Source organism: Pirellulales bacterium, from assembly GCA_019694455.1.
In the GTDB taxonomy this organism is placed as follows: domain Bacteria; phylum Planctomycetota; class Planctomycetia; order Pirellulales; family JAEUIK01; genus JAIBBY01.
In genome coordinates this window covers 26,853-42,093 of record JAIBBY010000042.1, presented here as the reverse complement: position 1 = coordinate 42,093, position 15,241 = coordinate 26,853, and the positions used below count along the sequence as shown (strand labels likewise).

Here is a 15,241-nt window from a genome sequence, read left to right as displayed (position 1 = left end):
TGCGCGCGTTCTAGTCGGTATTGTCCCACGAGCGCTTCCCCCGGCCGAAAGTGGTCGGAGTGGTGTGGAAACTCGATTGCCACCCTCGCGTCGCTCATCCCGTAGAACTCCCTTCCGGTATGACGATCACCGGAAACTTCCGCTCAAACGTCCGCGAGCCTGACTCGCCGCGCACCAAAATCTTCCATTCGATCGCGTTATGCGCCGATCGAAATGAGTGCATGGCGTGCGCGGGCAGCGCCAATGTAAAGCTCGAGCTAAACGGCGTCTGCTGCGCTAGTTCCGCCCCTTCTTGCGAGGCAATGCGGCTCTCCACCACGCGGCGGGATTCCCGGCGCGTGTTGGTGCCGTGCTGAAAGGTGGCCCGCTCGTCGCACACCAGATCGAGTGCAAGCCGCTTGAGCGCTCGGCGCCCCGGTTGCGACAAAAACAACTCGTAGTTCTGGCCCGGCGCAAGCGGATGCGCGGAAATCTCCAAGATTGTGGGCTCCGCCAGCGATGCTCGCCACAATCGCCGCACGGCAAACACCGCCGTGGCGATGCCACCCCCAAACCAAAGCAACACGAACAACAGCGACAGCCAATCGAGTCCGGTCAGGCCGCCGCCCAACAGGCCCATCGCCAAAACCAGCGCCACCGCGCTGACGACGAGCGCCACCCCCAGCATGACTCCCAGCGCCCACAAGGGGCGCACATCCGCAGCCAGGCGATATGCTAGTCGCGTCCCGGGACTATCCATCCAGGTCGCTAACCGTGGCACGCCCGGAAAATCATGGTCAGGCGACTCGCGCGGCTCGAACAGCTCTCCCGGTATTTGCTGCGCCATGACGGCCCGCCGTTCCGCCGACTTGCCCCAGTTCACCAGCGCATACGCGGCGCCGCCCCCTCCCACCACCACAAACGCCAGCGGAACCAATAGCAGCAACCAACTCCACCAGGTGTAGCCGCGCGTGAGCACCGCCACCGCCGGATCATCGGGCGAGTACCAGCAAGGGTAACTCCCCCCTTCGTTGAACAGGTTCAATGTGCGCAGCGGCTCATCCCGACTCTCCGAAACTTGCCGCGTTATGTCGTAGGCGCGCGCCTGATGCCTAACCCCCTCCACGTCGTAGACAAACTGGAACTCTGGGCGATATACCACCGTGCCGTCGTGCCGCGCAAGCTCCAGCAAGCGCTTGCTCAGTACCACGCACTTCGTCTCGCGAAAGTACTGGTTGACGCGCCATTCAGGGATGATCAGCGTCGCCAACAGATAGGCGCCAAACAGCGCACCGGTCAGCAGCAGGCCGACGAACAACATCGCCTGCGCCACGTAACCCACCAGCGCCGAATCGGTGCGCCGCGCGCCGCGCTTCTTGACATAAAATCGAAATGGTCGAGCCAAGGCCGATTCCCGTCAGCGGTTTCGTCCCATCGTTCGGCCGCGGCGCGGCCAATGGGCAGGGGCGACCCTACTGATATTACCTACATTGCCGCATGGCTGCACGGGCCGCGCTATAGCAACTCCCGAGCGTTGGCCTGAATCTTACGAATCGCCGCCGCGATCTCCGCCATGTCCGCCTCGTCCCCCAGTAGCGCGTATTGCGGAACCCAATAGCATTGCCAACTCGCCCGCTCGGTGACGGGGAACGGCCCCTTGAGAAACGCGTGCTCCTCCTCGGCTTGCGCCCCGCACAGTCGAACGCGGTACGAACCGTTTTGGAACATGTCGAGCCGGTGAATCGGCGGATAGGCGGCCTGGTTCGGAATCCCCTCGGCGTTCATCGCCTCGATAAACCGCTTGGTCGGCACGCCGGCAAACTGCGCGGCGTCGTAATAGTAAATGTACGCGTAATGGCCATTGCGCGTGCAGCGCGGATCGAGCTTCTGCGGCGTGATGCCCGGGATCTCGGCCAGCAGCCGATCCAGGATTTTGGCGTTGCCATGCCGGCGCGCGGTCTGCTCGTCGAGGCGTGTGAGCTGTGCGCTCAGCATGGCGCCTTGCCACTCGCTCAAGCGGTAATTCGATCCGTAGGAGAAGTGCGCGTAAAACCACTCGCCCGGCAAGCGGCCGCAATCGTGCGCGCTGCGCGCCTTGCGTTCGAACTCGTCATCGTTGGTGACGATGATCCCCCCCTCCCCTGCCGTCATCAGCTTGCTCTGTTGAAAGCTGAACGTGCCGGCAATGCCATAATTGCCCACGCAGCGCCCGCGCCACTGGCTGGCGTGCGCGTGCGCGCAGTCTTCAACCAACGCCAGTCCGTGACGGCTGGCAATCTCGGTCAGCCGATCCAGATCGGCCGGGTGCCCTCCCATATGCACCGCGATGATCGCCTTGGTCCGCGGCGTGATCGCCGCCTCGACCAATGCCGGATCGACGCACTGTGTTCCCTCGTCGATGTCCACCAGCACCGGCATCGCCCCCGCGAACAACACCGAACTGGCGGTGGCCACGAAGGTGCTGTTCGGCACGATCACCTCGTCGCCCGAGCGAATCCCCAACGCCGCGATCACCACCTCTAGCGCGTGCGTGCCGTTGGTGATGGCGATGCCGTGCTTGGCGCCGTGAAACTGCGCGAACTCCTGCTCAAACCGCAGCGTTCGCGTTCCCGGTGTGCGCCACCACACCCGGCTCTCCAAAACATCCAGCACGGCCTGACGCTCGCGATCGTCGAAGATCGGCCACTGTGGGAACGGTTTCGTCTTGGACTTCTTGCCGCCCAGCAATGCGAGTTCTGCCATGACGCCCTGGATCACATAGTGGAAATGCTCGCCGCAGTCGGCCACCCATCGGCGCCCATTGCTTTACCAGCGGCGGCTTCGATGTTAGCACAACCGCCGCACTATCCGCAGGGGGGGTTCAAGTGCGCAGGCGCGCTCGGCTACGCGATCAGGTCGTGAACCACTTCGCCATGCACGTCAGTCAGCCGGAAATCGCGTCCCGCGTAGCGGTACGTCAGCCGCGTGTGGTCAAACCCCGCCAGGTGCAGCATGGTTGCGTGCAGGTCATGGACATGCACACGATTTTCGACCGCCTGGAAACCAAATTCGTCGGTGGCGCCGTAGACAAATCCCGGCTTGACGCCCCCGCCCGCCAACCAGGCTGTAAAGCCATAGTGGTTGTGGTCACGGCCATTCACCTTGCCGGCGTTGGCCCCCGTTTGCGGCAACTCCACCGTCGGCGTGCGGCCAAACTCGCCGCACCACAGCACCAGCGTCTCATCCAATAGCCCGCGCTGCTTCAAATCCACCAGCAAGGCGCCAATCGCCTGATCGCATTCGCGCGCCAAGTTGCGGTGGTTCACCTCGATATCGTCGTGGCTGTCCCACGGCTGGCCCTGCCCGTGCCAGACTTGCACAAACCGCACGCCCCGCTCGATCAATCGCCGTGTGATGAGCATCTGCCGGCCTTGCACCCCCGGCCCGTACAGATCGAGCACGTGCTGCGGCTCGCGCGTCACGTCGAAGGCCTCCGCTGCCTCGTCCTGCATCCGGTACGCCAGTTCGAACGATTGAATCCGCGCCTCTAGCGCCGGATCTTGATGACGCGTTTCCAAATGCTCCGCGTTCAGCTTCGCCAAGAGGTCAAGCTGCCGCTTCTGCGCATCGCGCGGCGTGTTGGCGTTGCGAATATTCTCCACCAGCTTGTCGATGTCGGTGTGCTGCGTGTCGATATGTGTTCCCTGATGCACCCCCGGCAGAAACGCCGACTGCCAATTCATCGCCCCCTTGATCGGATAACCGCCCGGGCACATCGCGATGAAGCCCGGCAGGTTCTGGTTCTCGGTCCCCAATCCGTACGTCATCCAAGACCCAAAACTCGGCCGTGGCTGCCGCGCCTCACCGCAGTTCATCAGCATCAGCGATGGTTCATGGTTCGGCACGTCGGCGTGCATTGAACGGACCACACACAGCTCATCGGCCATCTGAGCCACATGCGGAAATATGTCGCTCACCTCAATGCCGCTCTGGCCATGCTTCTGGAACTTAAACGGCGAAGGAAACGCCGCGCCGGTCTTGCGTTCGGTCTTCAAGTTGGTCGGCAGTTCCTTGCCCGCATACTCCGCCAGCCGCGGCTTGGGGTCGAAGGTGTCCACATGCGACGCGCCGCCGTTCATGAACAGATGGATGATGTGCTTGGCCTTAGCGGCAAACTGCGGCGGCTTCGGCGCCATGGGGTTGGCGTAGGTTGAGCTGGCGGTGGCGCCACGCGTTTCGGCGTCGATCAGTCCGGCCAGCCCCAACATGCCGACACCCATCCCCGCCCGGCGCAGCAAATCGCGTCGCGTCAGCGCCTCTGGGCCATGTCCAAAAGAATGCATGATGAGCCTCAATCCACGAACATGAACTCGTTCGTTTCCAACAGCACCTGCGCTAGTTGTTCCCACGGCCCCCACGCGCTGGCTGGGTCTTTGGCCTCCGCCGGCGGCGACTGTTCGACAAAGTCGAGCGCCTGTCGCACCTCGACCGGGGTGGCGCCGCGCCCCAGCACCGCCTCAAACATGGCGCGAACTCGGTTCGAACCTTCCGCCGCCGCCACCCCGGGCCTGGCCGCCACGCCCCGCGCTTGCTCCATCACAAACGGCGAATTCATCAAGAAGAGCGCTTGCTGCGGCACGGTGGTCCGCGGCCGCTGCGGCGTCGTGGCGTCGGGCGCGGCAAAATCGAACGCGCGATATAGTCCCGGCAGATCGCCACGATCGATCACCCCATAAATCGTTCTTCGCGTGCTGTACGGCTGCTGCGACAAGGCAACCGGTCGGCCGCCAATGGCGTGGTCGAGTCGACCGGCTGCCGCCAGCAGGCTGTCGCGCGCCGACTCAAACTCCAGTCGCCGCCGGTTCATCCGCCAATACAAGCGGTTCTCCGGGTCGACTTGTTCACTGTCGGCGCTTCCCGCGCTCGACTGGCGATACACGGCCGACAACATCAATCGCCGGTGCAGCCGCTTGAGCGACCAGCCATCGTCGCGAAATGTCGCCGCCAGATAATCCAGCAGCGCCGGATGGCTGGGCGGATCGCAGCGCACCCCAAAATCGCTGGGCGTATTCACCAGCGGGGCGCCAAAATGATGCATCCATACCCGGTTGACCATCACCCGCGCGGTCAGCGGATTGTCCCCGGCAACGATCGCCCGGGCCATATCCAATCGACCGCTGCCATGTTCAAACGGCTTGCGCTCAGGCCCCGCCAGCACTCGCAAAAACTGCCGCGGCACCATCTCGCCCGCCTGTCCCGGCTTCCCGCGCAAAAAGATATGCGGCTCGTGCGGCGTCGGTTGGTCGACGAGCGTCATCGCGCGCGGCGGCTCGGCGGGCGATTGCGCCTTCCAACCTTCCAGCTCGCGCTTCAAGCGGTTGTATTCGTTGGCCACGGTGCGATCGAGAAAGAAATCGTACTGTTTCTCAATGTCCGCTTTAGCGACCATGCACGGCGCGCCGTCGGCGTACAACACCTGTCGCAGTTCTTCAGACGCGGGGTCGGGCAACGCTTTCAGCGGTTCTCCGCCCGCGCTGGCCGCTACCCGCTGCGCCTCGCGCCATTGTCCTTCGATCGCGGCCAATAGCTCGCCGTAGATGCGCGCCACGTCGGTCATCGAGGCCAGCGGCCCTTTGACCAGCGCGTCTTTCACCAGCCGATTGACCGGCGGCGCGCCGCCGGCCACCTCGGTCGGCAAATTGGCCACCAGCGCCGGCGCTTGTGTCAAGAAATCCTCCGGCTTCAAAGCCGCCAGCGCATGCCAGGGGGCAAACACGGCGTGCGGCGCCTTGGCGGTTTCCGCCAAATAATCGCGCCAGCGCTGCGTCACTCCCGGCTTAAGCTCGTCGGGCTGTAGCGACAGCATGGCCCCTTCGGGGATCGGCGTCGCGCCCCCCACAATCGCCTTCGCCAGGTACTCCGCTACCCGCGTTCGCGCGCCGGAGCGCAGCTCCTCCAAGTGGGTTGCCAGATAACCATCGAGCGCCTGCTGACGCATGGTCGCCTCGGCCTGATGCTTCAGATACGCCTCGTTCTCCTCCGGCATCGCCACCAACGGCTTTTCGCTCGGCTCGACCGAACTGGCGAACACACCATACAGCGAGTAATAGTCGGCCATCGGCACCGGATCGAACTTGTGATCGTGGCAGCGGGCGCAGGTGACTGTCAGTCCCATTAAGCCACGGCATACCACATCGATCCGATCGTCGATGATGTCGTGGATGTTGTGCATGAAGCGGCTGCCCACCGTCAAAAAGCCCATGCCCGCCAAGGCGCGCTGATCGTCTCCCAGTCCCAGTTGATCCGCCGCTAGTTGCTCCAGCAAAAAGCGATCGTACGGCACATCCTCATTCAGCGAGCGCACCACATAGTCGCGGTAGGTGTACGAATAAGGAAACCGCGGATCCTCAGTAAAGACATAACCCTTGGTGTCGGCGTAGCGCGCCACGTCGAGCCAATGCCGCCCCCAGCGCTCGCCGTAATGCGGCGACGTCAGCAGCCGATCGACCACCTTTTCATACGCGTCGGCGGCGCCGTCGTGTTCAAACGCTTCGATCTCCTCCCGCGTGGGCGGCAAGCCAATCAGGTCGTACGTCGCCCGCCGAATCCACACCGCTCGACTGGCGGCGGGCGAAGGCGCCAACCCCGCCTTCTCCAACTCGGCCAAAATGAACGTGTCGATGTCTCCCTTGGGCCAACCCGCATCGCGCACCGCGGGTATCGCCGGCCGCGCGATTGGCTGAAATGCCCAGTGGCTTGCCCGCGCCGCGTCGATCGCGCTGGAGCTATCTTCCACCTTGGGCGGTGGCGCCGCTGGTTCAGCTTCCCCCGGCCACGCTGCCCCTTGCTTCACCCACTCGCGTAGCGCCGCGATCTCCGCTTCCGGCAGCTTTTCATCCGGCGGCATCTGCACGTCTTCGGTGTAACCCACCACGTGCAGCAACCGGCTCCTGTCGGGATCGCCGGGCACAATCACGGCGCCCGCCGTGCTTCCCTTGAGCGCCGCGGCCTTGGTGTCTAGCCGCAGTCCCGCCTCCTGTTCGTCCACGCCGTGACAGCTTGCGCAGCGATTCAAGAGCACCGGCCGCACGCTCTTTTCAAAGAACTCAATCTGCTCGGCCGTGGGCGCCGCATCGGCGGCAAACCCCATGGCGGCCCAACCACACACGACTAACGCACTGACCCAAGTGCGAAGCATCATCCCGTGTTCTCGCTCAAGGCGTCGGGTAGTGGGCGCTCGCGCGAGCGCCACATCGTTCGGGGCGTTAAGGCGGGTGACTCCGGCCGCTCTTTCGCGCCAGCCAAAAGTCACGATCAGGGCGGGAAAAAACTATCGATCTCACTCAACGCGAGCCACGGTCGCGACTCACCGCCAAGCTGCTCGCATCAACACATGTCGATGCCTCTCTTGGCACTTTGAGTGTACCAAAACCGGGCTCGCAGGGTCAAATTTTGGCCGGCAGTGAGGAGTTGGGTGAGCTAGAGCTTAGGCAACTCGCCGGCGTTTCAAGTAAATGAGCATGCTGAGGAGACCCCAAGCAAAAACAGCAACAGCGATTCCACTCGGAATCTTCTCGCGCAACGTCCTGTCAACTACCTCAGGTGATTCGTCGGGAACGATTGCAAGCACCGTGGCGAAGACTCCAAAGAGCGCCCCTGCGCCGGCCGCGACGATTCCGGAGAACACCCAAAGAAATAGCTTCATGGCGGTCATCCTAACGCGCAATGAATTGGTCGCCAGGAAAGCCAAGCCAATTGCGCGCATCCACAAAAAAAGACCCGAGAAGTCGCCTTCCCGAGGCTTCGTGACAACGTGTCGGAGGCGCGCGCCCGATAGGCCACGCCCCCGATTGGAACGATTGAGAATAGGGTAAACAAGAAAAAGAGAGCAAGGACTACGTGAACCGCTTCCTTAACGCCCACGCGAACACACAACCAATCATCGCCAGCGCTGCCGTGCAGGGCTCAGGGACGGGAACGGTTGCCACGCGGAACCCGAGATTGTTCCCCTCGACCGTCGGGAGGTGGTAGTTCCGGTTCGAGGACTGCAAGTAGTTCTCGTTGAAGTTCCACGAACCACCGCGCACACCCCGAAACAACCCGCTGATCAAGGCTTCGTTCCACTCCCACACGTTGCCCCCTTGATCGCTCGTGCCGTAAAAGTTTGCGCTCAACGGGCCGGCGCTGCCGACCGTCGTCACGTTGCCGTTCTGGCTGTTCCAGTGGGCGCCGAAATTGTAGTTGGCGACATTCGCGCCCGGATTGCTGATATTGCCCACACTGTCGGCCGTGGCCACCGTGGGCGCCGCATTACTTGCCGTGGGATAGAGCCAGTAGTTGTCAGTATCCCCACCCTGCGCCACCGGCTGATGGTACGCCGACTTGTACCATTCGTCTTCGCTCGGCAAGTACCAGATCGCGCCGGCGTTGCGCGTGATGCTCAGGCCATTGCTGGGCGTGGCCGTGCCGCCCAATAGCGTGTAGGCGCCTGTTTCCGTGTCGCCCGTCCCCTGCCCGTTATTGAGCCAGTTGGCAAAACGAATCGCGTCGTACCAGCTCACATAGATCACCGGCTTGTCGCCCATGTTGGGCTTGGCCGCGTAGCTGTAGCTCCCGCTGACCCCGCTGCGCGTGATCCCGCCCCAGGCATTGCTGCCCATGCTCGCGTTGTAGAGGGCCAACGGATCACTGGCCGCTTTGGCATTCAAGAATTCGGCATACTGCGAGTTGGTCACTTCGGTCGTGCTTATGCGGTAGGCATAACCGACGCTGCCATACAGATTGCCAGTCAACGGATCGGCGGCGTTGCCCAGGTAGCCCACCGGCACGGTGGAGATGGTGACGGCCGAGGCGGGCAGGGCGCAGGCCGCCGCGCACAGCATGGAGAGCGCAAATGTCGCACTCCGTGAAAAGACGCAGCGAGCTATCTCGAGGGTCATTGGCGATTCCTTGTGATCTGGGTCTTGCCCGCAAATGGTCGCTTGAGGCGCCGTCAGCCAACATTACGACAACCTTGCGAGCAATAGTTTAATGCCACGCGCCCGTTGCGCCTAACATCCGCACAAATTTTGTGGAAATTCTCTTGGACAACTCAAGCTGCCCGACCAAGCGGCGATGCACTCGGTCGTGACGCGATTGCCCACTGACTGTCGATGCCTCTCTTGTCGCTTCGTGGGTGCCCACATCCGTCTGAGATCTATTTGCAGCCACAAAAAAGCCTCGAGAAGTTGCCTTCCCGAGGCTTCGTGAAAACGTGTCGGAGGCGCTCGACTGATAGGCGCGACTACTTGCCCGCTTGCTGCTCTGGCTTCGGCTGTCCGACGACATGCCCTGTCTTGGGATCAATCTCCAAGTCAAGCTGCTCGTCGTCCAGCGTGTAGAAGAAGAAGCCAAACATCATCTCTTCGTACGTCTGGTCCCCTTCCTTCACCGTGGCGTTGGGGTCGGGATTGTAGGGGTTGAACTTTGAATTGTCGAAGTGCGCCAGGCAATGAATCTTCGTCCCCTTGGGGAACTTCTTCGTCTTGGGCGCCCAGCGATAGTTCATCTGCCAATCGAAGTTGTAGTTCGGTATGGCGAGGATGGTCTCTTCCTTGCCGTCCGGGTAAATCGCGTTGAACAACATGTCCTTGCCGCGCAGGTGCATGTGGCTGAACATGCCAATGCCGGTCGCGTCGCCCGCCAGCGTGCGCTCCGCCTCCACCAGATAGTGCGGATGATTCGGCTCGATGGCGAACTTGCCGGTCGTCACACGAAAATGCTGAATCTCCTTCTGCAAGCGATCCTTCACAAAGTTGAAGCCCACCGACGTTTGATCGGTCGTCTCTTCTCCGGTGGTCACGTAGTGAATCTGTAGCACCAGCCGCGCCCCCTTGGGGATGCGGAAACCGTGATGCGGATCGAGCATCATCGCTTCGCCGCCGGGCACATACCCGGTGATGAACTGCGCGTCGGAGATCTTGCTCCCGACCAGGGCCGCCATATTGAGGTGATGCACCACGTCGCGGTTGCCCGGCAGAATCTCGATGTCGCTGACCCACGTGTCTTCGGTGAATTGGTGCGGCAGGATCACGTATTTGTAGGCGATGACCCCTTGCGCGGGGATCTTGATCGGCTTCGACATCGTGAGCACCAAGTCCGGCTCGCCGATCTGCCACTTGCTGTCGGCGGGCGGCAACGGTTCGGGCGCCTTGTCCAAATCGCCCGCCGCCATGCCGCTATGCACCCAGGAGATGATCGTGTCGCGATCTTTCACCGAAAGCGCCTGGCGGTTAACGATCTCGGTGTTTTCCTCGCTGGCGTAGCACGGCGGCATGCGCTGTTCGCGCACCACCTCGGCGATCATCGCGCCGTTCCCCTTGGCGTCCTCATAACTGGAAAGCGTGAACGGCGCGGTGGTGTTGCCACGATGGCACTCCTGACAATGCTGTTTGAGCAGCGGCGCCACATCGTGCGAATAGGTCAGGTTCTTCGACTCCACCGCCGGGGCCGGCGTGATCTTGCAGCCATCGCACGGCGTCTCGGCCACCTGGACGTCGCGACCGGCAAGCACATCCTCGAGCGCGTTCTGCAAATCCTCGCTCACCGCCGCTTCGCTCACCCCTCCCACGCGATACTGATTGTCGATCCGGCCGCGGTATCGCAACTTGCGATCGGCGTCGAGCACGCACACCTGCGGCGTGCGTTGCACGCCAAGCGCCCGCACCACCTCGCCGTCAAAATCCTTGCAGAAGGCGAAGTGGCAGTCGGCTTTAAGCGCCTGGTACGCCATTTCCATGATCGAGTCGGTCGGCCCCACGTTCATGGCAATGAACTGCGCGCCCTGGTCGCGATACTTGGCGTCCAAATCGCGGAGCTTTGGCAGGTACCGCTTCACCAGCGGACAATCGAGATTGGTGAATACAATCACGTACGCCTTGCGCTCGCCGAACTCGCCCAGATTCCGCTCCAGGTAACGAATGTCCTTGAACGTGAAGTCCGCAACCCGCTCGCCAACCTTCACGCTGTCGTCGGCCCCGCAGACCGCGCCCGCCGAAGTCAAAATCGCCGCCACCAACACGCAAAGCGTCCACCGCCGTGACATCGCCAGATCTCCTGAATTGAGGCCGACCGCAACTGCTCTTCTCTCGGCAACCCGCGCTACTTATATCATTGGCCCCGCGTTACTTGCAAATTTCCCGTGGAGTCGGACATCCCCCGACCGCACGCCCTATTGTCGCTTCCCCCCACCAGCGGGGACACGCCACTGCCACACCCTTTGCGGAGTTTTTCCATGCGCACGGCGCTGCTACTGCTTTGCTCCAACCTCTTCATGACCGCCGCCTGGTATGGCCACCTGCGTTATCGGGCCGCGCCCTTGGTGGTGGTCATCTTGGTCAGTTGGCTCATTGCCCTGCCGGAGTACGCGTTTCAAGTCCCCGCCAATCGGCTCGGACACGCCAGCGGGCAGTTCACCGCGCCGCAACTCAAAATCTTGCAGGAGGTGATTTCCATCTCGATCTTTGTACTATTCAGCGCCTGGTGGCTGGGCGAAACGCCACGCTGGAACGAATGGGCGGCGCTGGCGCTCATCGTCGCTGCGGTCATCGTGATGCTCTACCCGCAGTTGCGGCACGGCGGCCCGACTCACCAGTAGTTTTGTCGCGTCGCAATGGCCGCGTGTCGTAACGCATTGCGGGATATCGGCGCCGGCTATCAGTCCTGCGAACCACCATGCGCCATCGCGCCACGACAAATTGGCCGCCGGCCGCAAACCTGCGGTGTTATTTGCCGTTCAACGCGGCGGTCTTCTCGGTCGACGGTTGACGACCGATCTGCTCCGCCACTTGAACCAATAGCTCCATCGCCTCGGGCGGAAACGCGTTCCGCTCGCGACTCCAAAAGCTCACCACCGCCGCTCGACCATCGATCGTCACTGGCACATGCGCGCTGGAACGCAGCGCCCGCGCCATGGTCGATAGGTCCGCCTGCGGCAACGACGCGCTTAGCTCATTGTGAACCACTGGCGCCTTGGCGCGAGCGTATTCGGCCAGCGCCAACTTCTCGCCAGTGATCTCCGCTTCTTGTCCGCCAACCTTCGAGCCAACTAATGGCGGCTGATTCACGGCCAAAAATCGCAGCGTGTCGCCATCGGTCACGCTGACATCCATCCGATCGACCTGCGGGACCAATCCCCCCAATAGCCGATAGAGAATGCCAAACGTTTTGTCCGAGTCCAGCGCTCGCGCCGCCACCTTGCCAATGCGCTTGCTTACTTTCAATTTGCCGCCAGCCGCCTCTTTCAAGAACCCGGCGGTGCGCGTCTTATCGGGCGCCATCGAATCAAAATCGAGATCGGCGCTCTTGGCGAACCAGCCGATCATCATCTCTTCCCACGTCTGGTCTCCCCAACGCACCGGCTTGGTGGGATCGGGATTTGCCAGGTTCTCCTCCGAGTTGTCGAAGTGCGCCAAGCACTCCAATCGCGATCCCGCCGGGGCCAGCACGGGCTCGGCCAACTGGTAGGTGATCTGCCAATTAAAGTCGTAACGCGGCACCTCCATCAGCGTCTTGCGCGTGCCGTCGGCATATACCAAATCGTACCGGAACGACTTGCCGCGCAAGTGCATGTGCGGCGTCAACGACAGAATCTCAGTGGCGCGATCGAACTTGTGCGTGCTTTCCACCGGATGGTTGTCCGCCCCCGCCGGAATCTGGAAGGCGAAGTTGATCGCCATATCCATTTCGATCTCCGCCCGCACATCCTTGGGATCGGCGAACTTCAGCCCCACGCAACTCCGATCCAGCGTCTCGCTGCCGTTGGGCGTGTAGTGCATCTGAAAAATCAACTTCGAACCCTTGGGTATGAAAAAGCACATTCCCTCGGGGTTCACAAACGGCGGCACTCCGGGCGCCGTGCCGCAGATCAACTTGGTGCTTCCCGAGCCAAGCCCTATGCCACCCTCACCACGCTGCCGAGCCCGATGCCGCTCTTCGCGCTGCTTCTCCAGTTCCTCGCCTCCCATGGCCTCTTCACCATCTGCCCCAGGCGGCTGCACGAACACGAAGATATGATGCACCACCGATCGACTGCCCGGCTTGCATTCCGACGCGCTCACCCACTTGTCCTCGGTGAAGCCTGGATCAACGGTAAAGTACTGGTACTCCACCACCCCTTCGGCCGGCACGGTGTATGGCTCGTCGTCCATGTACACCACCAGATCGGGCTCCGGCATCATCCACTCTTCGCTGTACTCACGCGGCGCCGGCAAGTCCGACGGGTCGCCTTCTGGGGCGCCGGCCGCCAACCACTGGTCGATCAGCGCCTTCTCTTCGTCGCTCATGTGCCGATCGTTTTTAAACTTGCCGTATTTGGGGCTGGCGTGCCACGGCGGCATGCGGCCATCGCGCACCACTTCGGCCATCATGTCGGCCCAGCCCACCACCTCGTCGTAGCTGGTCAGCGCAAAGGGCGCGATCTGGCCTTGGCGATGGCACTCCACGCAGCGGTTCTGCAATATTCGCGCAATCTGGTTCGAATACGTCACCGCGCTCTTCGCGTCCGGCTCTCGCATCCGGCCAATCAGGCAGCCGGTCGCCTCGCGATACGGCGCCGCCACTTCCTTGCCCGATAGCAATTCATCGAGCGCCATCGCTAGATCGCGATGCTCCAGCTTGGGCTTGGCGTAATTCGAACCAATCGTAAGACCATACTGATCGTCAATCCGTCCCTGATAGCGCACTGTGCCCGACTTGTCGAGCACAAACACCTCCGGCGTGCGCGTCGCGCCCACTAGGTCGGCCACCTTGTTGTTCATATCCTTCAGCACCGGAAACTCAATTCCGTGCGTGCGGGCGTACGCCGCAATCTCGGTGATCGAGTCTTGCCGGTTGGAATCGATGGCCAAAAACGCCGCGCCGCGCGACTCAAACTCCTTGGCCAATTCCGCCAATCGTGGGCCGTAGAGCTTGGCCAGCGGACATTCCGTTCCCACAAACGCGAGCACTACCGCCTGTTTGTCGCGATATTCCGCCAGCGAATGCTCTTTGCCGCGATAATCGTCGAGTTGGAAGCCATCGATCTTGCGCCCCAGCGAATTTTCGCCGGCCAGCGTCAAACAGCCCAATCCTAGTGCAGCCACAAACCCCAGTGCAGCCACGGTCGCCGCGCGTCTCATGGGGAAACCCTTTCCTGTAAACCACTTCCAATTGGCAATGTGATGGTTAAAGCGTGCGTTCCACCCCAAGGTAGCCCAGGTACGCGCGGCACAGCTCACGCGCCAATTCCGGACCACTCAACTCGTATTCGGTCAAACTCTTCGGCGCATACATCGCACTGATGTCGAGCATGTGCATGACCAACCTCAGCCCGAAATCAACGGCTAGCTCCGGATCGGGATGCGTCAGTTCGTGGCGCCGCGCCAGTAGCAATTGTCGCAAACGGTGCGAAAGGTGACGCTGCAATCGCCCCCCCGATTCCACATAGCTCGGGTCGCGCGTGCACTGCACGATAAAGGCGCTGATCAAACTGCGGCGTTCTTCGTAAATCCGCACCAAGAACGGAATGACCTCGCCCAATATCTCGCCAATGTTCTGCTCCTCCCACAATGCGGGATCGAGCGCCGCATCGGCGGTGGCGATGGCGTCTTCCACAAAGCGCTCGTGAAGACAGCGCAGCAGCGTGTGTTTGTCTTGAAAACGCGAATAGAACGCCCCCACCGAGCTTTTGGCGCGCGCCGCAATCTCCGCCACGCTTGCTTCGACAAAACCCTTCTCGGTCAAAACGGACTCAGCCGCATCGAGCAATCGCTCAAGCGTTTCCTGGCTCCGCGATTGGCGCGGAGGATGAACCCAGTGCAAATGCCCAGCCAGATGAGGCATGATTTCGGTGGTGCGCCGAGGAGAAAAGCAGAATTAGAATTCCGATTCTAGTTTTGCGTTGCTAATCATTAGCTGTCAATGCAATTTCCAACCAAATCCCTTTTGCCGAAAGACGATAGAAACATCCACTAATAGACCTGATCGCGAATCATGGCGCCTCGACCGCTCAAACCAGCGGCTATCTACAGGCCGCCCTCGCGGCCGGCGGCAGGCCGTTTGAATTCGGAGCGCCATTCCGAAAACTCCGAAAACGAGCGCCACCAGTGAACCACGCGGATATTGTCGCAACCAATTGTTGCACAACACCTTGGCATCTACTGGCCCTGTTGTGGATGTGGGTTTTCGGAGTCGGTTTTCGGAGTTCACCCCCCTGTTTTCGCGCTTTTCGTCCGACAACTCTAGCTCGTCGCGCGGGCCCGGCGAA

At 61.8% G+C, this 15,241-nt stretch carries 10 protein-coding genes; 1 reads left to right on the top strand and 9 read right to left on the bottom strand.

Annotated elements, in window-relative coordinates:
- Positions 1-94: 94 nt before the first annotated feature.
- From K1X71_15795 to K1X71_15765, 7 genes are all read right to left on the bottom strand, one after another.
- A complete protein-coding gene (locus K1X71_15795; protein ID MBX7074606.1) occupies positions 95-1,384 on the bottom strand; it encodes a DUF3592 domain-containing protein in 1,290 nt (429 codons plus the stop codon).
- 110 nt (positions 1,385-1,494) lie between these two features.
- Complete coding sequence (locus K1X71_15790; GenBank protein MBX7074605.1) at positions 1,495-2,721, bottom strand: DegT/DnrJ/EryC1/StrS family aminotransferase; 1,227 nt, start codon at positions 2,719-2,721, stop codon at positions 1,495-1,497.
- Between the two features lie 140 nt (positions 2,722-2,861).
- Complete coding sequence (locus K1X71_15785) at positions 2,862-4,301, bottom strand: DUF1501 domain-containing protein (protein ID MBX7074604.1); 1,440 nt, start codon at positions 4,299-4,301, stop codon at positions 2,862-2,864.
- Between the two features lie 8 nt (positions 4,302-4,309).
- Positions 4,310-7,159, bottom strand: coding sequence for a PSD1 and planctomycete cytochrome C domain-containing protein (locus K1X71_15780; GenBank protein ID MBX7074603.1), 2,850 nt, complete (start codon positions 7,157-7,159; stop codon positions 4,310-4,312).
- A 285-nt stretch (positions 7,160-7,444) separates the two neighbouring features.
- Positions 7,445-7,663, bottom strand: a complete 219-nt coding sequence (locus tag K1X71_15775) for a hypothetical protein (protein ID MBX7074602.1) — start codon at positions 7,661-7,663, stop codon at positions 7,445-7,447.
- 190 nt (positions 7,664-7,853) lie between these two features.
- Positions 7,854-8,897 (bottom strand): formylglycine-generating enzyme family protein, encoded by a 1,044-nt coding sequence (locus K1X71_15770; GenBank protein MBX7074601.1) that lies wholly within the window; start codon positions 8,895-8,897, stop codon positions 7,854-7,856.
- Between the two features lie 344 nt (positions 8,898-9,241).
- Positions 9,242-11,041 (bottom strand): redoxin family protein, encoded by a 1,800-nt coding sequence (locus K1X71_15765; protein MBX7074600.1) that lies wholly within the window; start codon positions 11,039-11,041, stop codon positions 9,242-9,244.
- A 189-nt stretch (positions 11,042-11,230) separates the two neighbouring features.
- Between K1X71_15765 and K1X71_15760 the strand changes: the two genes are divergently transcribed.
- Positions 11,231-11,593 (top strand): DMT family protein, encoded by a 363-nt coding sequence (locus tag K1X71_15760; protein MBX7074599.1) that lies wholly within the window; start codon positions 11,231-11,233, stop codon positions 11,591-11,593.
- Between the two features lie 127 nt (positions 11,594-11,720).
- On the opposite strand, the gene K1X71_15755 is transcribed toward K1X71_15760, so the two are convergent.
- Both K1X71_15755 and K1X71_15750 read right to left on the bottom strand, forming a co-directional pair.
- On the bottom strand, positions 11,721-14,114 hold the full coding sequence (locus K1X71_15755) for a redoxin domain-containing protein (protein MBX7074598.1): 2,394 nt from the start codon (positions 14,112-14,114) through the stop codon (positions 11,721-11,723).
- 46 nt (positions 14,115-14,160) lie between these two features.
- Complete coding sequence (locus K1X71_15750) at positions 14,161-14,817, bottom strand: TetR/AcrR family transcriptional regulator (GenBank protein MBX7074597.1); 657 nt, start codon at positions 14,815-14,817, stop codon at positions 14,161-14,163.
- Positions 14,818-15,241 lie beyond the last annotated feature (424 nt).

Bases quoted from the DNA above. Each gene is read 5' to 3' on its own strand.
- K1X71_15790 (MBX7074605.1), bottom strand. From the start codon at position 2,721: ATGGCAGAACTCGCATTGCTGGGCGGCAAGAAGTCCAAGACGAAACCG.
- K1X71_15785 (MBX7074604.1), bottom strand. From the start codon at position 4,301: ATGCATTCTTTTGGACATGGCCCAGAGGCGCTGACGCGACGCGATTTG.
- K1X71_15780 (MBX7074603.1), bottom strand. From the start codon at position 7,159: ATGATGCTTCGCACTTGGGTCAGTGCGTTAGTCGTGTGTGGTTGGGCC.
- K1X71_15775 (MBX7074602.1), bottom strand. From the start codon at position 7,663: ATGAAGCTATTTCTTTGGGTGTTCTCCGGAATCGTCGCGGCCGGCGCA.
- K1X71_15770 (MBX7074601.1), bottom strand. From the start codon at position 8,897: ATGACCCTCGAGATAGCTCGCTGCGTCTTTTCACGGAGTGCGACATTT.
- K1X71_15765 (MBX7074600.1), bottom strand. From the start codon at position 11,041: ATGTCACGGCGGTGGACGCTTTGCGTGTTGGTGGCGGCGATTTTGACT.
- K1X71_15760 (MBX7074599.1), top strand. From the start codon at position 11,231: ATGCGCACGGCGCTGCTACTGCTTTGCTCCAACCTCTTCATGACCGCC.
- K1X71_15755 (MBX7074598.1), bottom strand. From the start codon at position 14,114: ATGAGACGCGCGGCGACCGTGGCTGCACTGGGGTTTGTGGCTGCACTA.
- K1X71_15750 (MBX7074597.1), bottom strand. From the start codon at position 14,817: ATGCCTCATCTGGCTGGGCATTTGCACTGGGTTCATCCTCCGCGCCAA.